Source organism: Mesorhizobium sp. WSM4821 (assembly GCF_055901555.1).
Genome location: NZ_CM148371.1, coordinates 2211714 through 2232585 on the forward strand (window position 1 = coordinate 2211714; position 20872 = coordinate 2232585).

The following is a 20872-nucleotide window of genomic DNA, read 5'->3' on the forward strand; positions in this document are numbered from 1 at the left end:
CACAGCGCATGGCGAACCGCAGAGACAACCGCATCGAACCCAGCTTCAAGGGGCCGCCACGGGCGAAATCCTCGGCCGGTTTTTCGGTGAGCGAGGAGGATCGCGTCGTGCCGAGCAACCGCAAGACCTCTGCAAAGCCCCGATCAGCCAAGACGAAATCGCGCCGCGGGCGTGGCAAAAGCCGCCGCGGTCTGTTTGGTATGCTCGGCCGGTTGTTCTACTGGTGCTTCGTTCTGGCGATCTGGGGCGGTATCGCCACCGCCGGAATCGTCGTCTATTACGGCGCGAAAATGCCGGCGGCCACTACCTGGGCCATTCCCGACCGCGCGCCCAACATCAGGATCGTCTCCGCCGACGGAAACCTGCTCGCCAATCGTGGCATGAGCGGCGGCGAGGCGGTCGGCCTGCATGAAATGTCGACCTATATTCCCGAGGCCGTCATCGCCATCGAGGATCGCCGCTTCTATTCGCATCTGGGCATCGATCCGATCGGTCTGTCCAGAGCCATGGTGGCCAACGTTCTCGGCGGGCGTTTTTCGCAGGGCGGCTCGACGCTGACCCAGCAATTGGCGAAAAACCTGTTTCTGACGCCCGATCGCACGTTGGAACGCAAGGTGCAGGAAGTGCTTCTGGCGCTGTGGCTCGAGCACAAGCACACCAAGGACCAGATCCTCGAAATGTACCTCAACCGGGTCTATTTCGGCTCCGGTGCCTATGGTGTCGAAGCGGCCTCGCGCCGCTATTTCGGCAAGAGCGCGCGCGATGTCACGCTGCCGGAGGCCGCACTCCTCGCCGGCCTGCTGAAGGCGCCGTCGCGATTGTCTCCGGCGCGTGACCCGAAGGCGGCCGAGCAGCGCTCGCAGCTTGTCCTCGCCGCCATGCGCGAGGAAGGCAAGATCAGCGCCAAGGACCTGACCACGGCGATGAGCGCGCCGGCGACGCGGGTGGCATCCTACTGGACGGGCTCGGAAAATTATGTCGCCGACACGATCATGGAAGAACTGCCCGAACTGATCGGCGATGTGCGCGGCGACATCATCGTCGACACCACCGTCGACCTCACGCTGCAGAAGCTCGCCGAGCAATCGATCCGGCGGCTGATCGATGGAAGCGGCAAAAAGCTCAATGCCAGCCAGGGCGTGCTGGTGTCGATCGACAATTCCGGGGCGGTGCGTGCCATGGTCGGCGGCTATGACTATTCGACCAGCCAGTTCGACCGTGCCTCGGAGGCGCGCCGCCAGCCGGGCTCGGCGTTCAAGCCCTTTGTTTACATGGCGGCGCTGGAAGCCGGCCGCACGCCCGACAGCGTGCGCAATGACGCGCCGATCAGAATAGGCAAATGGACGCCGACCAATTACGGCGGCAAGTATTTTGGCAAGGTGACGCTGGCGACTGCGCTGGCGAAATCGCTGAACTCGGTGGCCGCCCAACTGACCATGGAAGTCGGGCCTGAGGCAGTGGTCGAGGCGGCGCATCGCATGGGCATCCAGACCGACCTCACGGCCAACACCTCGATCGCGCTCGGCACCTCCGAAGTGACGCCGCTGGAATTGACGTCGGCCTATGTCCCCTTCGCCAATGGCGGCTACCGGCCGGAGGTCCATGTCATCCGCCGCGTGACGACAGCCGGCGGCAAGCTGCTCTACGCCAACAATGGCGGCGGCGCCCCGCGTGTCGTCAAACCCGAGGTCGTCGGCATGATGAACTCGATGATGACCGGCACGGTCGAAATCGGCACTGCCAGGAAGGCGGCCTTTGCCTGGCCGGCCGCCGGCAAGACCGGCACCAGCCAGAATTCGCGCGACGCCTGGTTCATCGGCTATACAGCCAATCTCACCACGGGCGTCTGGTTCGGCAATGACGATGGCAGTCCGATGAAGAAGGTCACCGGCGGCGCGCTGCCGGCGCAGGCCTGGCATGAGTTCATGGTCGCCGCGCATGAAGGCGTGCCGGTGCGGCCGCTGCCGGGGACATGGAGGTCGACGCCTGCGGATACGATCGTGCAGGACGAAATTCCGCCCAATACGGCGCAGCCGGCGCCGGTGCCATCCGCTTCGGTTGGCCAATCCGCGCCGTCCGCCCAAAAAGCGTCGCCGGCTCGCGCCGCCCGTCCCGCCGAAGCGGTCGATGCCGGCGGCTTCGGCATGCCGGGCGGTGATGGCACAACCGCCTCGATCAAGCACCCGGTGCCGCCCGGCGATGTCGGCGGTCCAGTCAAGAAGCGGCAGACCTCGATCCTCGACATCCTCACCGGCGGCTGACCCCTCGCCACCGCGACAGTGTTCCGCTACATCTCCTGTTTGGAGACCGCGACATGGCCGAGACCGACACCAGAAAGACAATCGTGCTGACCGGCGCCAGCCGCGGCATCGGCCATGCCACGGTCAAGCGCTTCTCGCGCGAAGGCTGGCGCGTCATCACTTGCTCGCGCCAGGCCTTTGCCGAGGACTGCCCGTGGCCGGCCGGTCCGGAGGACCATATCAAGGTCGATCTCGCCGACCAGGAGGATGTCGGCATCGCGATCTCGGAAATCCGCCATCGGCTGGAGGCGCATGGCGGCCAACTGCATGCGCTGGTCAACAATGCCGGCATCTCGCCGAAGCTCGAGGGCGACAACAGCCGCATGAATTCGATCGATACGCCGATGCACGTCTGGCGCGACGTGTTCCAGGTCAATTTCTTCGCGCCGATCATGCTGGCGCGGGGGTTGTTCAGGGAATTGGCGTCGGCCAAAGGCTCGATCGTCAACGTCACCTCGATCGCCGGCACCCGCGTGCATCCTTTCGCCGGCACGGCCTATGCGACGTCGAAGGCGGCACTCGGTTCACTAACGCGGGAAATGGCGCATGATTTCGGCCCGCACGGCATCCGCGTCAATGCGATCGCACCCGGCGAGATCGACACGGCCATCCTGTCACCGGGCACGGAAAAGATCGTCGAGACGATCCCGCTGCGGCGGCTGGGCACCACGGCCGAAGTCGCCGACATCATCTTCTTCCTGTGCTCGCAGCAGGCGTCCTATGTGACCGGTTCGGAAATTCACATCAATGGCGGCCAGCACGTGTGAGCTTTTGATCGATCGTTGACGCTGCTCCTCATCTCCCTGCCTTTTCCTTGTGAAAAACGGGCGGCGCAGGCTTAATGAATGTTGCGCAAAAGTGCTCAGCGGTTTTGCGATAACGACATGCATAAACAAGAATTTAAAGCGCGTCGCATGAAACCGTTCAGAAGCGACGCGCGTTAGGCTGAAGAAGGCGCTTTCGGTGCTGTCAAAACCTCTTCCACAATCCCGCGGGCGATCTCGCGCTCACCCATGATCACCGTATCGGCGCCGAGCCCCTTGAGATGCTCGACCTCGGCATCGGAATAGGCGCGGGCGATGACGTCGAACTTCGGGTTGGCGGTGCAGCCGATCTGCACGATCGCGCTGGGCATGGCGATAGCGCGGACCGACAACAAATCCTTCAACGAGAAATGCAGGCCAACGCCGAGCATCAGCGGGATCACGCCGATCTCGGCCAGTTCAGTGGCGAGGCCGGCATCGGCAACGAAGCCAGCGTGTTCGGCCCGACCAGAACGCCGGCGATGAGGTAACCGACCAGCGGCGGGATGCGGAAGCGATTGGCAATTGCGCCAAAGACGAAAGCCAGCCCCAAACCGGCGACGATGGTGGCGGCAACCCGCAATGTCATGAAACCGATGACGAAGATGGCAGAAGGCGAGCCGCCTCGGAGCTCGCAATAGCTGCTGAAAACGGTTCGCGCCTGATGCCCGCTATCAGGCCGCCTGCAGCAGGTTCTCGATGTCGACGATGGTGTGGTTGGTCAGCGTCTTCGGAATTTCCACGGTGATTTTCTCTGCAACTTCCTTGTGCAGTTTTCTGCGGATCTCGCCAAGCACTTGCGGTGGCGCGATCAGCACCATCTCCTTGAAGGCGCCGCGATGCGCGAGCTTGTACAGTCGCTCGGCAATTTCGTCGGCGAAACGCTCCTTGCCGAGACGATGCCAGTCAGTGTCCTCGACTGCGCTGCGGTGGATGGAAGGGCCGTCGCTGTAGCGGCCGGGGCGGTCCGAGCCTTGCTCTCGCGTCGCCGGATTTTCCTGCTCCATCTCGTGCACGACCTGAAGGTCGGGATATTGGGTGTCACCATGGTTCTCGAGGAACAGCGCCTTCTCGCCGTCGGCCACCACGATCCACAGTCCACGTTTCAGCTTGAGATTGTTCACGGAGCGCTCCTTTTTCCTGATTTTCTTCATGGTTTTCCGGGCCTATCCCAGGAGCCGTTGCCGCAGCCGAACAGCCAGGCTTGGGTTCGCATGGCAAACGCGCGCCGAGGCAGGAATGTTCCGGTGACGACAAGAACACCGAGCGAGCCACCAACTAACCGGGGAAGTCGGTGCAACGCATGGCCGCTTTTAATCTACTAGATTAGTAGAATTTAGAAAAAAGTGTTTTGTGATACACCTCGATTGCCGCTAGAACGGCCGCAGATCAAGGCCCGCAACGGCGGCTTGGGTCCGCTCCGCTGGTGGGTGTGGAATTTTTTTCTCCTGCCTCTGGCGCGTGCGGAAAAGCGATTGCTTCGCACGAAGCGATGCGCGAGTGCGTTCCTTCTGCTTTTTCGCGCTTGCGCGTAGAAACGACAGCGTACTTCAGGATTCCGCTCGCCATGCCGCAGGCCACCTCCAAGCTCAACGCCTTTCCCGTCTTCATGCGGGTCGAAGGCGAAGCCGCAGCCATCGTCGGCGGGGGCCAGGAGGCTCTGGCCAAGGCGCGGCTGATCGGCCAGTCGAGTGCCGTGCTGCGCATCATCACTGATGTCGCCGAGGCCGAGTTGCTGGCCTTCATCGCCGCGAATGGCGCGGTCCACATCGCTGCCGCTTACGATACCGCGCATCTCGAAGGCGCGGTGATGGTGTTTGCCGCCAGCGGCGATGAGGCGCTCGACCGCCGCGTTGCCGAGGATGCGCGCCGGCTGGGTATTCCGGTCAATGCCGTCGACCGGCCGGACCTGTGCGATTTCTTCACCCCGGCACTGGTCAACCGCGCGCCGGTCGCCATTGCCGTCGGCACGGAAGGGGCCGGCCCGGTGCTTGCCCAGATGCTGCGCGGCAAGATCGACCGCATGCTGTCGCCGTCGCTGGGGCCGCTGGCTTCGCTTGCCGCGTCGTTGCGCGGTGCCGCCGAGAGATTGCTGCCGAAAGGCAATGCCCGGCGGCGCTTCTGGAGCGACTTCTTCGGCGGCGCACCGGCCCGCGCCATGGAGGCCGGCCAGCTTTCGCAGGCGCATGATGCCGCCGTCGACCTGTTGCTCTCGAATGCGCCGTCGTCGGGCCACATCGCCCTGGTGGGGGCTGGCCCGGGCGCCGAGGACCTGCTGACGCTGCGCGCCCACCGCCTGTTGATGGAAGCCGATGTCATCGTCCATGACGCGCTGGTGCCGGAGGCGATCGTCGCCATGGGCCGGCGTGACGCCGAGCGTCTGCCGGTCGGCAAGCGCAAGGGCTGCCACACCAAGAGCCAGGCCGAGATCAACGCGCTTCTGATCGAACTCGGCCGTGACGGCAAGCGCGTCGTGCGGCTGAAATCCGGCGATCCGCTAGTGTTCGGCCGGGCCGGCGAGGAAATGGCAGCACTTCGCGATGCCGGCATCGCCTACGAGGTGGTTCCAGGCGTCACTGCGGCCTTCGCCGCCGCCGCCGATTTCGAGCTGCCGCTGACGCTGCGCGGCGTGTCGTCGTCGATGGTGTTCACCACCGGGCACGACCTCAAGGGAAATTCGCTGCCCGACTGGGCCAAGCTCGCCATTTCCGGCGCCACGGTCGCCGTCTATATGGGCCGCTCGGTCGCCGCCGAGGTTGCCGGCCGGCTGATCGAGGCGGGGCTGTCGCCGGATACGGCGGTCGCCGTGGTCGAGAATGCCAGCCTTGCCAACCGCCGGCGTTTCCACGGCACGCTCGCCGACCTGCCGTCGCTGGAGGTCCGAGCCGACCTTGCCGGTCCGGTCATGACGATCATCGGCGATGCCGTCGCCGGCGCCAACTTTGAACGTTCCGAGCCGCTCGCGGCACACAGGCATGAAGGCGCGGCCCAAGCAGCCGCCGAAGGAGCCAAACGATGAAAGTTCTGACCGCAAACCGCCTCGCCGACGGCGAAGCCGTCTGGTACGCCAATGGCGGCTGGGCCGAGATCATCGACAATGCCGATCTCGCCGACGACAAGGCGGCCGAAGACCGGCTGGAGGCGATCGGCGCCACGGCCTTTGCCAACAATAAAGTGGTCGACGTCAATCTGATCGACGTGACCGTCGCCAATGGTGTGGTCGTGCCGGTTCGTCTGCGTGAAAAAATCCGCGCCGCCGGTCCCACCAACCGCAACGACCTGGGCAAGCAGGCCCGCCCGGAAGCCGCCCGGGCGGCATAGATCGCAATATCGATTTTAAACGGGCGGACGCGCCCGGAAAGACCAGACATGTACCGCTACGATGAGTTCGATCATGATTTTGTCCAGGCCCGCGTCGCCGAGTTCAGCGATCAGGTCGCGCGGCGGCTTGCCGGCGAGATCACCGAGGATCAGTTCCGGCCGCTGAGGCTGATGAACGGCGTCTACCTGCAGCTCCACGCCTACATGCTGCGCATTGCGGTGCCTTACGGCACGCTGAACAGCAAGCAGTTGCGCATGCTCGGCCACATCGCCCGCAAATACGACAAGGGCTATGGCCATTTCACGACGCGCCAGAATATCCAGTTCAACTGGCCGGCGCTGTCGGACATTCCGGCGATCTTGGCCGACCTGGCAAGTGTGGAAATGCACGCCATCCAGACCAGCGGCAACTGCATCCGCAACGTCACCGCCGACCACTTTGCCGGTGCCGCCGCCGACGAGATTGCCGACCCGCGCCCCTATGCGGAAATCCTGCGCCAGTGGTCGTCGGTGCATCCGGAATTCTCGTTTCTGCCGAGAAAATTCAAGATTGCGGTGACCGGGGCCGAGCGCGACCGCGCCGCCATCCAGACGCATGACATCGGCTTGCATTTGAAGAAAAACGCGGCCGGCGAACTCGGTTTCGCCGTCTATGTCGGCGGCGGCCAGGGCCGTACGCCGATGATCGCCAGGAAGATACGCGACTTCCTGCCCGAGGCGGACCTTCTGTCCTACTGCACGGCGATCCTGCGCGTTTACAACCTCTACGGCCGCCGCGACAACAAGTACAAAGCGCGCATCAAGATCCTCGTCCACGAGACCGGCGTCGAGGAGATCACCCGCCAGGTCGAGGCCGAATGGCAGGAATTGAAGGATGCGGACCTGAAGCTGCCGGAAGCCGACATCCGCGCCATCGATGCCTATTTCGCGCCGCCGGCGCTGGTCGCCCGGCCGGAAGGCGACGAAGCGGTCAAGCTTGCCCGGCTCGATTCGAAGAGCTTTTCGGAATGGCTCGACCAGAACGTGGTGACCCACCGCCATCCCGATTACGCCGCCGTGACGATCTCGCTCAAGGGCATCGGCGAGGCGCCGGGCGATGCCTCCGACAGCCAGATGGAAGCGGTCGCCGACCTTGCCGGAAAATATGCCTTCGACGAGCTGCGCGTCAGCCATGAGCAGAATCTGATCCTGCCGCATGTCGCGCGCGCCGACCTCAAGGCAGTCTATGATGCGCTGGTCGATATCGGCTTGGCGACGGCCAACTCCAACCTGATCACCGACATCATTTCGTGCCCTGGCCTCGATTATTGCGCGCTGGCCACGGCGCGCTCCATTCCGGTGGCGCAGGAAATCTCGAACCGTTTCGCGTCGCTCGAGCGGCAGCGCGAGATCGGCGAACTGAAGCTGAAGATCTCCGGCTGCATCAACGCCTGCGGCCATCACCATGTTGGCCATATTGGTATCCTCGGCGTCGAGAAGAAGGGGGCCGAACTCTATCAGGTCACGCTTGGCGGCTCGGCCGACGAGAACACCTCGGTCGGCGAGATCATCGGCCGCGGCTTCAGCTCGGAAGAGATAACCGACGCCATCGAGCAGATTGTCGAGACCTATCTCGGCCTTCGGCTCGACAGAAACGAAAAGTTCATCGACGCCTACCGCCGTGTCGGTCCCGCGCCGTTCAAGGAGGCGCTCTATGCTGGCGAAACCAAGGCCGCTTGACCGAATCGTTGACGTCGAGGCCGGCGTTGCCGCCGAAGCGGCGGGGCTCGATGCGCTCTACGGTCATTTGAAGCCGCTGGAGATCATCGAGCGGGCGGCCCGGGAATTCTTTCACGATGAAATCGCTGCGGTTTCGTCCTTCGGCGCGGATTCGGCGGTGCTGCTGCACATGATCGCCAAGATCGACCGGTCGCTGCCGGTGATCTTCCTCGACACCGGCAAGCATTTCGAGGAGACGCTCGGCTATCGCGATGCGCTGGTTGCCGATTTCGGGCTGACCGATGTCAGGGTGATCAAGCCCGACGAGGCGGCGCTCCAACGGATCGATCCGACCGGCAATCTGAACGAGACCGACACCGACGCCTGCTGCGATGTTCGCAAGGTCGAGCCGCTAGCGCGCGGCATCGAGCCGTTTCGCGCCTGGTTCACCGGCCGCAAGCGCTTCCAGGCGACGACGCGGACAGCGCTTCCGGTGTTCGAGGCGGTCGGCTCGCGCATTCGCATCAATCCGCTGGCGCATTGGACGACCGCCGATCAGGCCAACTATATGCGCGCGCATGCGCTGCGTGAAAATCCGCTGGTCGCCTATGGCTATCTGTCGATCGGCTGCTTTCCGTGCACGCAGCCGGTGCAGCCGGGCGAGGACGCGCGCAGCGGTCGCTGGGCAGGGCATGCCAAGACGGAGTGCGGCATTCATCTGTCGGGGTTGGAGAAGTCGCTGACCGACGCATCGCTTTAGGAATTTTTTGATGAACGAACTGACGCTGGAGATCGCCACCCGCCTCTGGACCCCGACGGGCTTTCGCGAGGACGAGTGGACCCATGCCGAAAGTGCAGACGCACTGTCCGGCAATGGCCGCTTTATCCTGCCGCTGCAGGTATTTCTCGGCCTCGACCCGGCGGTGCGCCGGTCGGCGAAGGAACGCCTTGGCGTGCTGCTTCAGCCCGGCGACCAGCTCGAAAAGATCGCAGACCTGCTCGACCAGGTATCGCTGGTGGCGTTGGCATTTCCGGCCTTCAGTGACGGCCGTTCTTTCTCCAAGGGCGAACTGCTGCGCAGCCGCCATCATTTTGAAGGCGCGATCCGCGCCACCGGGCAAGTTCTGGTCGACCAGTTGCCGCATATGCTGCGCCTTGGCTTCGACGAGTTCGAGGTGTCGCATCCGGTGCTTTTGAAACGGCTCGAGGAAGGCCGCATCGGCGGCCTGTCGCAATATTATCAGCCGACCGAGAAGCCGGAGGCCAAAGGCCCTAAATATTCTTGGCGGCGGGTGCGCGCCGGCTGATCGCCTGCGCAGAGCAGATCGCCGCATCTGGTCGGACCAGCTTGCAGATTCGGTCTTTTATTTTCGGTGTCCTGCCCTTAGGATAGGCTGATTATTTCGCACTCCGAAATAAATATCGCCACTAAGGGAGGAACCGGAAATGGCTGGTAAGAAGATACTGATGCTCGTTGGCGAGTTCAGCGAGGAATACGAGATTTTCGTCTTTGAACAGGCCATGCATGCAGTTGGCCACTCGGTCCATGTCGTGTGTCCGGACAAGAAGGCGGGCGACATCCTGAAGACGTCGCTTCACGACTTCGAGGGCCATCAGACCTATACGGAAAAGCTTGGCCACGACTACATCCTCAACAAGACCTTTTCCGAGGTGAACCCGGCCGAATACGATGCCGTCTACGCGGCGGGCGGGCGTGGGCCGGAATATATCCGTATCGACACGCGCGTGCAGGCGCTGGTGCGGCATTTCCACGACACGGGCAAGCCGATCTTCACCATCTGCCACGGTGTGCAGATCCTGATCGCGGTCGACGGCGTCGTGCGTGGCAGGGAAGTCGCGGCGCTCCAGTATTGCGAGCCGGAAGTCACGCTCGCCGGCGGCACCTACATAGATGTCTCACCGACCGGCGCCCATGTCGACGGCAACCTGGTGTCGGCCAAGGGCTGGCCAGGCCTTGCCGCGTTCATGCGCGAATGCCTGAAAGTGCTCGGCACCGAGATTCAGCACGGCCAGATACTGATGCGCGACGAACGCAAGGCAGCTTGAGCTAGACTTTGGAAAACCGCCGCACCTCAGGTGCGGCGGCGCGTTTTACGCAGCCATCCGCGCTTCGCGGAACGACACCAGTTTCCTGCGGTTCTCATCCCACAGCGCCAGCTTGACGCAGCGCAGGCTCTCGACAAGCGTGATGCGGCCGATCTCGCGCAGTTCCGGGTAGTCCCTCAGCACTTCCTGCAGCCGGTAGCATGGCACCTTGGCGGAGAGATGGTGCACGTGGTGGACGCCGATATTGCCGGTGAACCAGTTCAGCACCGGCGGCAGGTCATAGTATGAGGAACCGTGCAGCGCCGCATGCTGGAATTCCCACTCGGAATCCTTTGCCCACTCGGTCTCCTCGAACTGGTGCTGGACGTAGAACAGCCAGATGCCGGCCGAACCGGCGAGGATGACGATCGGCAAGTGCACGACCAGGAAGGCTCCAAAGCCGACGAACCAGATGAGGATCGCCGCGATAAGCGCGATAGCGAGATTGGTTGCCATGGACGACACCCAGGGTGTCAGGCCGCCCCGCATCATGCCGACCGGCAGCCTCTGCTCGAAAATGAAGAGCCAAATGGGGCCGAGGCCGAACATGACCAGAGGATGACGATAGAGACGATAGGCAAGGCGGCCTTGCCAGGGCATCTGCCGGTATTCGGCGACCGTCAGCGTCGTGATGTCGCCCATGCCGCGTTGGTCGAGGTTGCCGGCGCTGGCATGATGGGTTGCGTGAGCACGCCGCCAGCAGTCGTAGGGCGTCAGCGTCAGGACGCCGAGGCCACGGCCAATCCAGTCGTCGACGGTGCGATTGGCGAAGAAGGAGCCATGGCCGCAATCGTGCTGGATCATGAAGATCCGCACCAGAAAGCCGGCCGCCGGAAGGATAAGGATCAGACCCCACCAATGGCCGTAGGCATAGGCAGCCGAGGACAATGCCCATAGCGTGGCAAAAGGGATGAGGGTGATGGCAAGTTCAACGGCGCTGCGTCGCCTGTCCGGCGTCTTGTAGCGCGCCAGGATCTTCAACCAGGCACGCTTGCTGTTCGCCACAGCTTCGGGGGAAATCATGTTCATCAGAGAGCATAGACGGGCCATCCCGCTGCCGCAAGGCAGAGCTCACGCAAGTTTACTGCGCGTAATTGTCGCGCGATGAGCAAAGTGCGGCGATGTGGAAAGCGTGCTTGGTTTGCGGTGGCGCGCAACGACAGGCGTGTGTCCGTCTACCGCCGGCGGCCACCGGCGGCTACGCTGCTCTCGATGCCGTCCAGGCGGTCGAGCAATTCCCTGAAGCGATCAGGAATGTCGTTCTCCGTCCGGAACGCCGGCAGCACGCGCAAAAAGCGCATCGTCGCCTCGGTGCCGAACTGACGCCGGATATCGGCCGCAAGCTTTTCGCGTCTTTCGTTATTGCTGTGGGCGCCGTTTTTGTTGCGGTCGCTGTTGTTGCGGGTCGTCATTTCAAAATCCTGCGTCGGCTTCGAAACTCTTCCAGCAGACGAATGGTTCCCCCATCGTAGCGTCTTGGCAAGCAAAGCCGGCAGTTACAGTAAAATTTGAATTAATATCGAAAGGTCTTCATGATGCGCCGTCAAGGCGCCAGCGGCCTCTTCAGTATCGCTTGCCCCTTGATTTTTGGCCGCCAAACCTCGATATCGGGCACAAATCCACATCATTCGAAATGACGGGAAATGGCGATGAGCGACCAGGCAAAAGACGAACGCGCGCCCGATGAAGCCGAGACGACCGAGGATGCCGTCAAGCGTATGGAAGGCGGCGCCGACGGCGATTATGAAGCGCTTGTGCGGCTGCTGAAGGAAAACGAGGATTTGAAGGACCGCGCGCTCCGCGTCGCTGCCGAGATGGAAAACCTGCGCCGCCGCACCGCGCGCGACGTACACGACGCGCGTGCCTATGCGGTTGCCAACTTCGCCCGCGACATGCTGTCGGTGTCGGACAATCTGCGCCGCGCGCTGGATGCGATCCCGGCCGAGGCCAAGGCCTCGGGCGATGCCGGCTTCAAGGCGCTGATCGAGGGCGTCGAGATCACTGAGCGCGCCATGTTGTCGGCACTGGAGCGGCATGGGGTGAAGAAGCTCGAGCCCGAAGGTGAGAAGTTCGACCCGAATTTCCACCAGGCGATGTTCGAGGTGCCCAATCCGGAGGTGCCGGCCAACACGGTGGTGCAGGTCGTGCAGCCGGGCTACTCGATCGGCGAGCGGGTGCTGCGGCCGGCCATGGTCGGCGTTGCCAAGGGCGGTCCCAAGCATGTGACTGGTGAAGCGCCGGTCGAGCCAGGGCCGGTGAATGAGCAGGCCGAGAAGGATGCGTAGTTAGTTAGGGGAGTAAGAGAGTAGGTCAGTACGCGAGTAGGGAAACAGAGAAGCCGCACAATTCGTGCGGCTTCGTGCTATTCATGGTTTCCCTATTCACCTACTCCCTTACTGCCCTACTCCCTTATTCCCATGAATCCAATCGAGCTTCTCGACTATGCCGGTGTCGCAGTCTTCGCGGCGACCGGTGCGCTTGCCGCTTCGCGCAAGCAGCTCGACATTATCGGCTTTCTGTTCCTGGCCAGCGTCACCGGCATCGGCGGTGGCACGTTTCGTGACGTCATCCTCAATCTGCCGGTCTTCTGGATCGCCGACTCCGGCTACGTGCTGATCTGCGTGGTGGTGGCGATGCTTGTCTTCTTCGGGGCGCATCGTCTCGAATCCCGCTGGAAATTACTGCTCTGGCTCGACGCTGTTGGCCTCGCCGCGTTTTCGGTGATGGGTGCCGCCAAGGGCCTGGCCATCACCGGCTCGCCGGTCGTGTCCGTCGTCACCGGCGTGCTCACCGCCACGTTCGGCGGCATCTTGCGCGACCTGCTGGCCGGCGAGCCGTCGGTGCTCTTGAGACCAGAAATCTATGTCACTGCCGCCCTTGCGGGCGCCACCCTGTTTACAACAGGCGATCTCGCCGGATGGCCGCCGCTCGCATCGGGCCTGGCGGGCTTTACCGCGGCATTTCTGGTGCGTGGCGGCGCGCTCAAGTTCGGCTGGGCCTTTCCATCCTACAAGGGCCGCCCCGGCCGGCGGCCGGAAGATATTCCGTGAGTGGCGGATAGTGAGTAGTCAGTAGTCAGTAGTGAGGCTTGGATGTCGTGATGTAGCTCTCACTACTCACTACTGCCTTCATGCGGCAAAACGCTGGGCTTCCCCGCCATAATAGTTGACGTAGCGGGCGCCGATCTCCTTGACCGGCATCACCACGAACACGTCGACCGTCGAGAATTCGCGGTCGATGACGCAGCCGTCGCCGATGCGCGCGCCGACGCGCAGATAGCCCTTGACCAGGGGTGGCATTGCCGCGATCGCGGCCTTGGCGTTGACCGCCTCGATCGGCATCAAATCCATGGAACAGTAGCGCCCGGCGACCGCGCGCACGTCCCAGGCCGAATTCGTGCGGCAGTGATGGGCAAGATAGGTCAGCGCTTCGGCATGCGCCGCCGGCACGGTGCCTTGGAACGAGGCGCAACCGGTCATCACACCGATCCCGTAATGGTTGATGTAGGCCCAAATACCTTGCCAGAGCGCCTCGATGGTGCGCTTCGAGCGGTATTCCGGCAAGACGCAGGAGCGGCCGAGCTCGAGAAAACGCTGGCCGGGATGACGGGCGATGAGCTTGGTCAGTTCGAATTCGCCCTCGGAATAGAAGCCGCCGGCCGCAGCCGCGATTTCCTGCCGCAGCAGGCGGTAGGTGCCGACAATGCGGCGATGCTCGGGACCGGACAGCGAGGTGTCGAAGACGAGCAAATGATCGCAGAGCGGATCGAAGCGGTCGGCGTCGCGGCAGTCCTGCGCCTGGAACAGGTTCTTCCTGGCGCCAAGCTCGTCGTAGAATACCCGGTAACGCACTTCCTGGGCCGCGGCGATCTCAGCTTCGTTGAGGGCGAGCCGCACTTCGAGGTTGCCGATGCGGCCGAGCGATGCGCCTTTCAGGACGGCATCGACGTTCCGCCCGACAAGCAATGCGCTGCTGGCGTTCGGCCGAGTGTCACAATCCGGCATAGCTGTATGCACGAGTGATTCTCCTTCGAGCCATCCCTCTTGGCACGGGGATACGGTGTAGGTGCAACAGGATTGTGACAGTACCGTGATACGACGTTACGGGCAATACTTCGCCGGCTGGGCAATGCCTTCAACCGGCTATGCTATGTGAGGAAAGGGGCGCGACTCGCGGCTCAAGCCGCCAGCTGGCCTTCGACCGCATGGACAAGCGCGTCAGGGTCGAGCGGCTTGGTGACGAAGCCGCTGGCGCCATGGGCGAGCACGGCGTGGCGGGTCTTTTCCTGGCTGTCCGCCGACAGCACCATGATCGGAACCGGCGGTATGGCGGTTTCCTCTTCGTGCCGGCGGATGGCGGCGATGGCGTCCAGACCGTCCATCACCGGCATGTGCAGGTCCATCAGCACCACGTCGAAGCGATGCTTGTGGCCGGATCCGGTGACGGCCTCGACGGCGGCCTTGCCGTTGCCGACCACCTTCACCCGATGCCCGGCCTTCAGCAGGGCGGCGCGGGCAAGCATGGCGTTGATGTCGTTGTCCTCTGCAATCAGAACGGACAGGCCCTGCTGGCGGCTGCCAATGGCGCGGACGAATGGCGCGCCGGGCTTTTCCGGCTGCGGCTGGGCGAGGGCGGGCAGGCTGCTGGTCAAAAGCACGCGCAGCAACGTCTCGCCGCGCACCGGCCTTGCCAGGAAAGTGGCATAGCCGCTGGCGCGGAACTCGCCCAGCATGCCGCGGTCGGTCGGCGCGATCAGCGTGATCGCCTCGCAATCGGCAAAGCCGCTCTGACGAAGGCGCTTGAGCAACCTGCCGTCGCCGGCCTCCATGGCAGCGTCGACCAGAAGCACGTCGCAGCCTTCGGCGAAGGGGGCTGCCTGGGCGGCGGTCGCGGCCAGATCGACCATACCGCCATTGGCGCGGATGGTGCGAGCAATGGCATCCGCCTCGATGGCGTTCTTCGACACGATCACCGCGCGCCGGCCCGACAGCGCGCTCTGGCGGTTCTGCGGCGCTTCGATGGCCGATATTGCGGGGATTTCGAAGTTAAATTCGGAACCCTCGCCGAGCCGGCTCGACACCGAAATCGTACCGCCCATGGCAATCGCCAGGCGCTTGGAGATGGCAAGGCCGAGACCGGCGCCACCATGCGCACGGGTCGACGTGCCGTCAGCCTGTTCGAATTCCTCGAAAATGCGCTCCAAGTCGATCTCGTTCAGGCCGGGACCGGTGTCGGTGACCGTGAAGCATATGTGGTCGGTGGCTTCGGTGCGGGCGCGGGCGATGCTCACCAATACGCCGCCGCTGTCGGTGAACTTGATGGCGTTGCCGATGAGATTGAGCAACACCTGCCTGACCTTTCCCGGATCGGCGGTGATCATCTGCGGCACGTCGGGGTCGACATGGCAGCCAAGGCCGATAGTCTTGGCGAAGGCGCGCGCCGCCAGGAGTTCGATGACGTTGTCGGCGATCTCACGCACGGACATCGGCTGCGGTTCGGGATCGAAGCGGCCGGCCTCGATCTTGGAATAGTCGAGCAGATCCTCTATCAGCGCCAGCAGCGCACTGGCCGAGGTCGAGACGGCGCCGACATAGGTCCGTTGTTCAGGCGAGAGATTGGTATCGGCCAGCAGCTTGGCCATGCCCATGATGCCATTCATCGGAGTGCGGATCTCGTGGCTGACGGTGGCGAGGAAGCGCGATTTGGCCTGGCTTGCATATTCGGCTCGCTCGCGGGCGGTGATCAGTGACGATTCGGCGCGCTTGCGGGCGGTAATGTCGCGGGCGATGGCGCGATGCGAGACAGCCCCGCTCTCCTTGTCGCGCACGGACAGTTCGATCCATGAGAACCAGCGCGGGCCGCTCGGTGTGCCAATGGCGACGTCGGTGGAGCTCAGGCATTCGTGGTCGGAAAAAGCGGCATCGGGAACGATGCCGACGTCGATGCCGAGTTCGGCCAGGGTCCTGCCGGCAAGGTGGCGCTGTTCGGTTTCGACAAGATCGGCGAAAACCTTGTTGGCGTAGACGATGTGGCCGTCCCGGCCGCGATGGACGACGAGATCGCCGAGCGCGTCGATCAGCCCGCGAAAGCGTTCCTCGCTCTCCTGCATTTCCCACATGCGGTCGGCCAGTGTCTCGATCTGGGCGCGGCTGCGAGCCGCGGTCTCGTCGAGCAGAGCGGCTGTGCGACGCTCGGTGCGCTTGGCGCGCAGGTGCATGGCAAGACCGGCCATGCCGGTCGCCAAGAGGCCAACGGTGATGAAGATCGGCGCTCCGCTCAGGTGCGACAGGCCTGCCAGTACGACCACCGCGACGAGCGTCAGGAACGGCAGGCCTTCGCGATTGGCGCCGGGCAATTCCGGCGCCAGCGGCGGCACGGCGACAACTTGCCGCCTTGGCGGCTCCGGGCCGATCCCGTCGACGCTTTCGGCGTTCTCCGTTTCTCTGATGCCGGATTCCGTGACCATACGAAATCCTTGCCAGACAGAGATTATGGAAAATTGCGGCTGATCGTTCGAATTTTAGCGGTCGCGCGGTTTTGGCTTTGTTTCATGCAAAAACGGCAGACGACGGAGCTCACATATCCACCACTACGCGACCGCGGATCTTGCCGTCGACGATGTCGTGCGCGGCATCGATGATGCCATCGAAACCGATGGTCGTGGACAGGCTGGCAAGCTTGTGGAGGTCAAGGTCCGTGCCGATGCGGCGCCACGCTTCCATGCGGACCGCCTTGGGCGCCATCACCGAATCGATGCCGAGCAGCGAAACGCCGCGCAGGATGAAGGGGGCGACGCTCGCCGGCAGATCCATGCCGCCGGCCAGGCCGCAGGCGGCGACGGCGCCGCCATAGGACGTCATCGAAAGGACATTGGCCAGCGTATGGCTGCCGACCGCGTCGACGCCGCCGGCCCAGCGTTCCTTGGCGAGCGGCTTTGCCGGCTGGGCGAGCTCGTCACGCGCAATCACTTCCGCGGCGCCCAGGTCGATCAGATAGGGGCTTTCGGCGCTGCGGCCGGTCGAGGCGATGACATGGTAGCCGAGGCTGGACAGGATCGAGACCGCGACCGAGCCGACGCCGCCGGCAGCCCCCGTCACCACCACCGGGCCGCGATCGGGCATAATGCCATGCCGTTCCAGCGCGATGACGCAAAGCATGGCGGTGTAGCCGGCGGTGCCGATCGCCATGGCATCATGCGGGCTCATGCCCTGGGGCAGTGGCACCAGCCAGTCGCCCTTGACGCGGGCACGCTCGGCATAGGCGCCAAAATGCGTCTCGCCGACACCCCAGCCGTTCAGAATCACCTTGTCCCCCTTGTGCCAGTCGGCATGGGAGGACGAGACGACCGTGCCGGCGAAATCGATGCCCGGCACCAGCGGCCAGCGGCGGATCACCGGCGCCTTGCCTGATATGGCAAGGCCATCCTTGTAGTTCACCGTCGTCGCCTCGACGGCGACGGTGACATCGCCTTCCATCAGATCGTCTTCAGTGAGGTCGATCACCGCAACCGACTGCTTCCTCTCGGCGTCGCGCGAAACGAGGATGGCTTTGAAGGTTTCGGGCATGTTTTCTCCTCGGGCTTTTCGAATGAGCACTTTATGGCGATGGAAGATCAGGTCAATCGTTTGAGGGCTTGGCCTCACGCCGCCAACCGATGAGTTCATCGAAGACGACCAGCACCGCGCCGACCGCGATGAAGGCGTCGGCGAGGTTGAAGATGGCGAAGGACCATACCGGAGTATGGAACAGGATGTAGTCGATCACGTGGCCATAGGTGGCGCGGTCGAGCAGGTTGCCGAGCGCGCCGCCGACGATCAGCGCAAAGCCGACGCGGGTAAGGACGTGGCCGGGCGGCGTGCGGGCCGCGAGATAGAGCACGAAAACGACGACGAAAGCGGCAATGATCACCAGGCCGGTGTCGCCGAACGACGAAAACATCGAGAAGGCAATGCCGGTGTTGTAGGTACGATACAGTGCCAGGAACGGCACGAGATCGACCTTTTCCTGAAAGGGGAGGCCGGTCTCGACCAGGTGTTTCACCCACTGGTCGAGCGCTATCGCCGCAGCGACCAGCAGGGCGTAAGGCAACCATGATTTTGCCGTTCGGGATTTCACCATCTGGGATGTCACGGTTTGGCGTCCTCCGGGGCAAGTTTCAGCGCACCGCGCCGGATCTCGAACAGCACGATGCCGGTGGCCACCGCGAGATTGAGCGAATCGGCGCGGCCGGCCTGCGGAATCCGCAGCAGCCTGTCGCAGCTTTCGGCCAGGCTGTCAGGCAAGCCCTGCTGTTCGTTGCCCATCATCAGCAGAACCGGGCCTTTGGAGAAATCGACCGACCGGTAGTCGACCGCACCTTTCAGATGCGTGCCGGCGACGAGGCCGGGAAAGCTCTTTCGCCATGCGAGGAAGACGTCCGGCGTCGCCCTGGCGACCGGCACGGCGAAGATCGAGCCCATCGTGGCGCGCACGGTCTCGACGGAAAAAGGATCGGTGGTCTCGCCGACCAGGATGACGCCCTTGGCGCCAACCGCATCGACGGTGCGGATGACGGTGCCGAGATTGCCGGGGTCGCGCACACGATCGAGCGCCACCCAGACATCGCCTTCCCGGGCACGGATGTCCTGCAGCGGCAGAAACTTCTGCGAAAAGATACCGACCACCATTTGCGGGTTGTCGCGGCGGGTGATGGCGACGAGCACCTTTTCCGAAACTTCGAGCACGGTGCCGCCGGCGGCAACCGTGCGCGCCGCGACCTTTTCGACCGCCGCATTGCCGCGTCCGGCCTTGGCGAAGACCAGCGTCCTGATCGACCACCCAAGATCGAGCGCGTCGATGACCAGCTTCAACCCCTCGGCCATGAAGGCGTTCTGCTGGTCGCGGAATTTCTTGAGCGCCAGCGCCTTGATGTCCTTGACCAGCGGGTTGGCGAGGCTGGTGACCTCTTTCACCTGCCCGGGCGCGCCTGCGTGCCGATCGCTCATTCAGGCCACCCAGCGCGAGAACAGCGACGTGGACAGCGCCCGGCCGGCGGATTTCTCGCGGATGATCAGTTCGCCGGACTCGACCGTGCCGCCCATGCCCGTGAACGTGTCGCGCATCAAGGCATGGATGGCAAAGAAGGAGGCGCGGATCGAATAGGCCGTCAACACCACGGCAAGCGGCTTCGGCGTCAGGATCGAGCGGCAGAGGTCGGTCAGATCAGGCAGATCCTCGAACAACTGCCAGACCTCACCCTTGGGGCCACGGCCATAGGCGGGCGGATCGAACAGGACGATGTCGTAGCGGCTGCCGCGGCGTTCCTCGCGCTCGGCGAATTTCATGGCGTCGTCGACGATCCAGCGGATCGGCTTTTGCGACAGGCCTGCCATCTCCTGGTTCTCCCTGGCCCAACCGATCGCCTTCTTGGATGCGTCGACGTGGGTGACCTCGGCGCCGGCGCGCGCCGCCACCAGGGAAGCGAGGCCGGTATAGCCGAACAGATTCAGCACCTTGACCGGCCGCTTCGCCGCCGCGATCAGCCCGGCCATATGATCCCAGTGCGAGGCCTGTTCGGGAAAGACGCCGACATGGCGAAACGAGGTGAAGCGGCCGAGATAGTCGATGCCGTCATGCTTCATCGGCCAGGTCTCGCCGAGCGGCGTCCTGGGGAAGCGCCAGCGGCCGATGCCTTCCTCGTCGGTATCGCCGGTGAAAATGGCGTCGGCACGGTCCCAGTCCTTGGCCGGCAACGCTTTTTGCCAGATTGCCTGGCCCTCGGGCCGGACGATGCGATAGGGGCCATACTGTTCGAGCTTTTGCCCGGCGCCGCTGTCGAGAAGCGCGTAGTCGGCGTTGGGCGCAACTTCGAGGATTACCGGAAGACGTTCGGCTGGAAGGGCGCCGTCGCGGCGGGAAAGCGCACGCGGCGCGGCCTTTGGTTCGGAACGGTCCCTCGTTTCATGACGCTTGCCCGGCTTTGCATCCGGCCTGGCGGCTGCGTAACCCTCCCGCGGCCGCGGCTGTTCCGCCCCGCTTTTCGCGAACTGCGAGCGGCTATCGCGGCGTTTGTCGCGAAAAGGTTTCAAGACGGAGCATCTCCGGACGGCGGCTTGGCCCGCTTCTGCCACAGCACATCCAGCGGTGCAACAAAGGCGGTTGCCGGACGACATCCGGAAAGGTCAGCCATGCCTGATTGAAAGCAAGCCGACAATCAGCGATATGAAACCTGCGGCCTTGATGCCAGCCACGACCATATGGCCGGTTTCCCAGCGCAGCCGGATCGCTTCGAAGTTTTCCGGGATCGGTCCAGGCACCCAGGTGGACAGGACATCATTGGCCGGTTTGACGAGCACAGACCACGCTGCAAGCGACCCCGCATAAAGCACAGCCGCGGCCAAAACGAACCAGAATGCCGGGCGATCGTCACGCAACATCCGTGCGAGAAGCCCCGGACAACCAATCGCTGCCAGGTCCAGCGGCGCGCCAATGACCAAAAATAACAAGAACTGGCCGTTGAAGACGGTGGTTTCGCGCCACAGAAAAGGCGACCATTTCGTCAACCGAGGCAGCGATTCCAGGACATGAGCGAAGGATGGGCCAAGGCTGAGCGCTGCGACCGTGGCGGTCAGGATCGACCAGAACAACAGAAAATCTCCAGACAAC

The 20872-nt window shown here is 63.6% G+C and carries 20 protein-coding genes and 1 pseudogene; 10 read left to right on the forward strand and 11 right to left on the reverse strand.

What is annotated here, in order from left to right; all coding sequences use genetic code 11:
- The first annotated feature begins 8 nt into the window (after window positions 1-8).
- The gene (locus AC0NID_RS10635; protein ID WP_473455395.1) at window positions 9-2261 is read left to right on the forward strand and encodes a transglycosylase domain-containing protein; all 2253 of its coding nucleotides are present in this window, start codon (window positions 9-11) and stop codon (window positions 2259-2261) included.
- Between the two features lie 53 nt (window positions 2262-2314).
- Window positions 2315-3067 carry an SDR family NAD(P)-dependent oxidoreductase gene (locus AC0NID_RS10640; RefSeq protein WP_126034713.1) on the forward strand — a complete coding sequence of 251 codons (753 nt, stop codon included), beginning with the start codon at window positions 2315-2317 and terminating at the stop codon, window positions 3065-3067.
- Between the two features lie 341 nt (window positions 3068-3408).
- On the opposite strand, the pseudogene AC0NID_RS10645 reads toward AC0NID_RS10640, so the two are convergent.
- Window positions 3409-3692, reverse strand: a pseudogene (locus tag AC0NID_RS10645) (cation:proton antiporter domain-containing protein); the annotation flags it as partial.
- Between the two features lie 85 nt (window positions 3693-3777).
- Complete coding sequence (locus AC0NID_RS10650; RefSeq protein WP_473455394.1) at window positions 3778-4227, reverse strand: baeRF12 domain-containing protein; 450 nt, start codon at window positions 4225-4227, stop codon at window positions 3778-3780.
- A 443-nt stretch (window positions 4228-4670) separates the two neighbouring features.
- Between AC0NID_RS10650 and cysG the strand changes: the two genes are divergently transcribed.
- The 6 genes from cysG to AC0NID_RS10680 all read left to right on the forward strand — a co-directional run bounded on the left by cysG (window position 4671) and on the right by AC0NID_RS10680 (window position 10189).
- A complete protein-coding gene (gene cysG / locus AC0NID_RS10655) occupies window positions 4671-6122 on the forward strand; it encodes a siroheme synthase CysG (protein ID WP_473455393.1) in 1452 nt (483 codons plus the stop codon).
- Window positions 6119-6424 (forward strand): DUF2849 domain-containing protein, encoded by a 306-nt coding sequence (locus AC0NID_RS10660; protein WP_473455392.1) that lies wholly within the window; start codon window positions 6119-6121, stop codon window positions 6422-6424. The genes cysG and AC0NID_RS10660 overlap by 4 nt, the downstream gene beginning before the upstream one ends.
- Before the next feature lie 48 nt (window positions 6425-6472).
- On the forward strand, window positions 6473-8143 hold the full coding sequence (locus tag AC0NID_RS10665) for a nitrite/sulfite reductase (protein ID WP_473455391.1): 1671 nt from the start codon (window positions 6473-6475) through the stop codon (window positions 8141-8143).
- Window positions 8118-8882, forward strand: coding sequence for a phosphoadenylyl-sulfate reductase (locus AC0NID_RS10670; RefSeq protein WP_473455390.1), 765 nt, complete (start codon window positions 8118-8120; stop codon window positions 8880-8882). Before AC0NID_RS10665 ends, AC0NID_RS10670 begins: the two co-directional genes overlap by 26 nt.
- A 10-nt stretch (window positions 8883-8892) precedes the next feature.
- Window positions 8893-9429, forward strand: a complete 537-nt coding sequence (locus AC0NID_RS10675) for a DUF934 domain-containing protein (protein ID WP_473455388.1) — start codon at window positions 8893-8895, stop codon at window positions 9427-9429.
- Between the two features lie 139 nt (window positions 9430-9568).
- Window positions 9569-10189: a DJ-1/PfpI family protein gene (locus tag AC0NID_RS10680; protein ID WP_473455387.1), complete on the forward strand. Its 621-nt coding sequence runs from the start codon at window positions 9569-9571 to the stop codon at window positions 10187-10189.
- Window positions 10190-10234: 45 nt separating this feature from the next.
- On the opposite strand, the gene AC0NID_RS10685 is transcribed toward AC0NID_RS10680, so the two are convergent.
- Window positions 10235-11257 (reverse strand): fatty acid desaturase, encoded by a 1023-nt coding sequence (locus tag AC0NID_RS10685; RefSeq protein WP_473455386.1) that lies wholly within the window; start codon window positions 11255-11257, stop codon window positions 10235-10237.
- Window positions 11258-11403: 146 nt separating this feature from the next.
- Window positions 11404-11640 (reverse strand): hypothetical protein, encoded by a 237-nt coding sequence (locus tag AC0NID_RS10690; protein ID WP_473455385.1) that lies wholly within the window; start codon window positions 11638-11640, stop codon window positions 11404-11406.
- Window positions 11641-11877: 237 nt separating this feature from the next.
- On the opposite strand from AC0NID_RS10690, the gene grpE reads away from it, so the two are divergent.
- A complete protein-coding gene (grpE, locus tag AC0NID_RS10695) occupies window positions 11878-12513 on the forward strand; it encodes a nucleotide exchange factor GrpE (protein ID WP_473455384.1) in 636 nt (211 codons plus the stop codon).
- A gap of 132 nt (window positions 12514-12645) precedes the next feature.
- On the forward strand, window positions 12646-13278 hold the full coding sequence (locus AC0NID_RS10700) for a trimeric intracellular cation channel family protein (protein ID WP_473455382.1): 633 nt from the start codon (window positions 12646-12648) through the stop codon (window positions 13276-13278).
- 78 nt (window positions 13279-13356) lie between these two features.
- Here the strand turns inward: AC0NID_RS10700 and olsB are convergent, their stop codons facing one another.
- From olsB to AC0NID_RS10735, 7 genes are all read right to left on the reverse strand, one after another.
- Window positions 13357-14232 (reverse strand): l-ornithine N(alpha)-acyltransferase, encoded by an 876-nt coding sequence (gene olsB / locus AC0NID_RS10705; RefSeq protein WP_473455520.1) that lies wholly within the window; start codon window positions 14230-14232, stop codon window positions 13357-13359.
- 173 nt (window positions 14233-14405) lie between these two features.
- Window positions 14406-16694 (reverse strand): hybrid sensor histidine kinase/response regulator, encoded by a 2289-nt coding sequence (locus AC0NID_RS10710; protein WP_473455381.1) that lies wholly within the window; start codon window positions 16692-16694, stop codon window positions 14406-14408.
- Window positions 16695-16803: 109 nt separating this feature from the next.
- Window positions 16804-17793, reverse strand: coding sequence for an acrylyl-CoA reductase (NADPH) (gene acuI / locus AC0NID_RS10715; protein WP_473455380.1), 990 nt, complete (start codon window positions 17791-17793; stop codon window positions 16804-16806).
- Between the two features lie 52 nt (window positions 17794-17845).
- Window positions 17846-18346: a signal peptidase II gene (gene lspA / locus AC0NID_RS10720; RefSeq protein ID WP_473455519.1), complete on the reverse strand. Its 501-nt coding sequence runs from the start codon at window positions 18344-18346 to the stop codon at window positions 17846-17848.
- An 8-nt stretch (window positions 18347-18354) separates the two neighbouring features.
- Complete coding sequence (locus tag AC0NID_RS10725; protein ID WP_473455379.1) at window positions 18355-19212, reverse strand: TrmH family RNA methyltransferase; 858 nt, start codon at window positions 19210-19212, stop codon at window positions 18355-18357.
- Entirely contained in the window at window positions 19213-20295 is a 1083-nt protein-coding gene (locus AC0NID_RS10730; protein ID WP_473455378.1) for an RsmD family RNA methyltransferase, read from the reverse strand.
- 93 nt (window positions 20296-20388) lie between these two features.
- The gene (locus AC0NID_RS10735) at window positions 20389-20853 is read right to left on the reverse strand and encodes a DUF1772 domain-containing protein (RefSeq protein ID WP_473455377.1); all 465 of its coding nucleotides are present in this window, start codon (window positions 20851-20853) and stop codon (window positions 20389-20391) included.
- Between the last annotated feature and the right edge of the window lie 19 nt (window positions 20854-20872).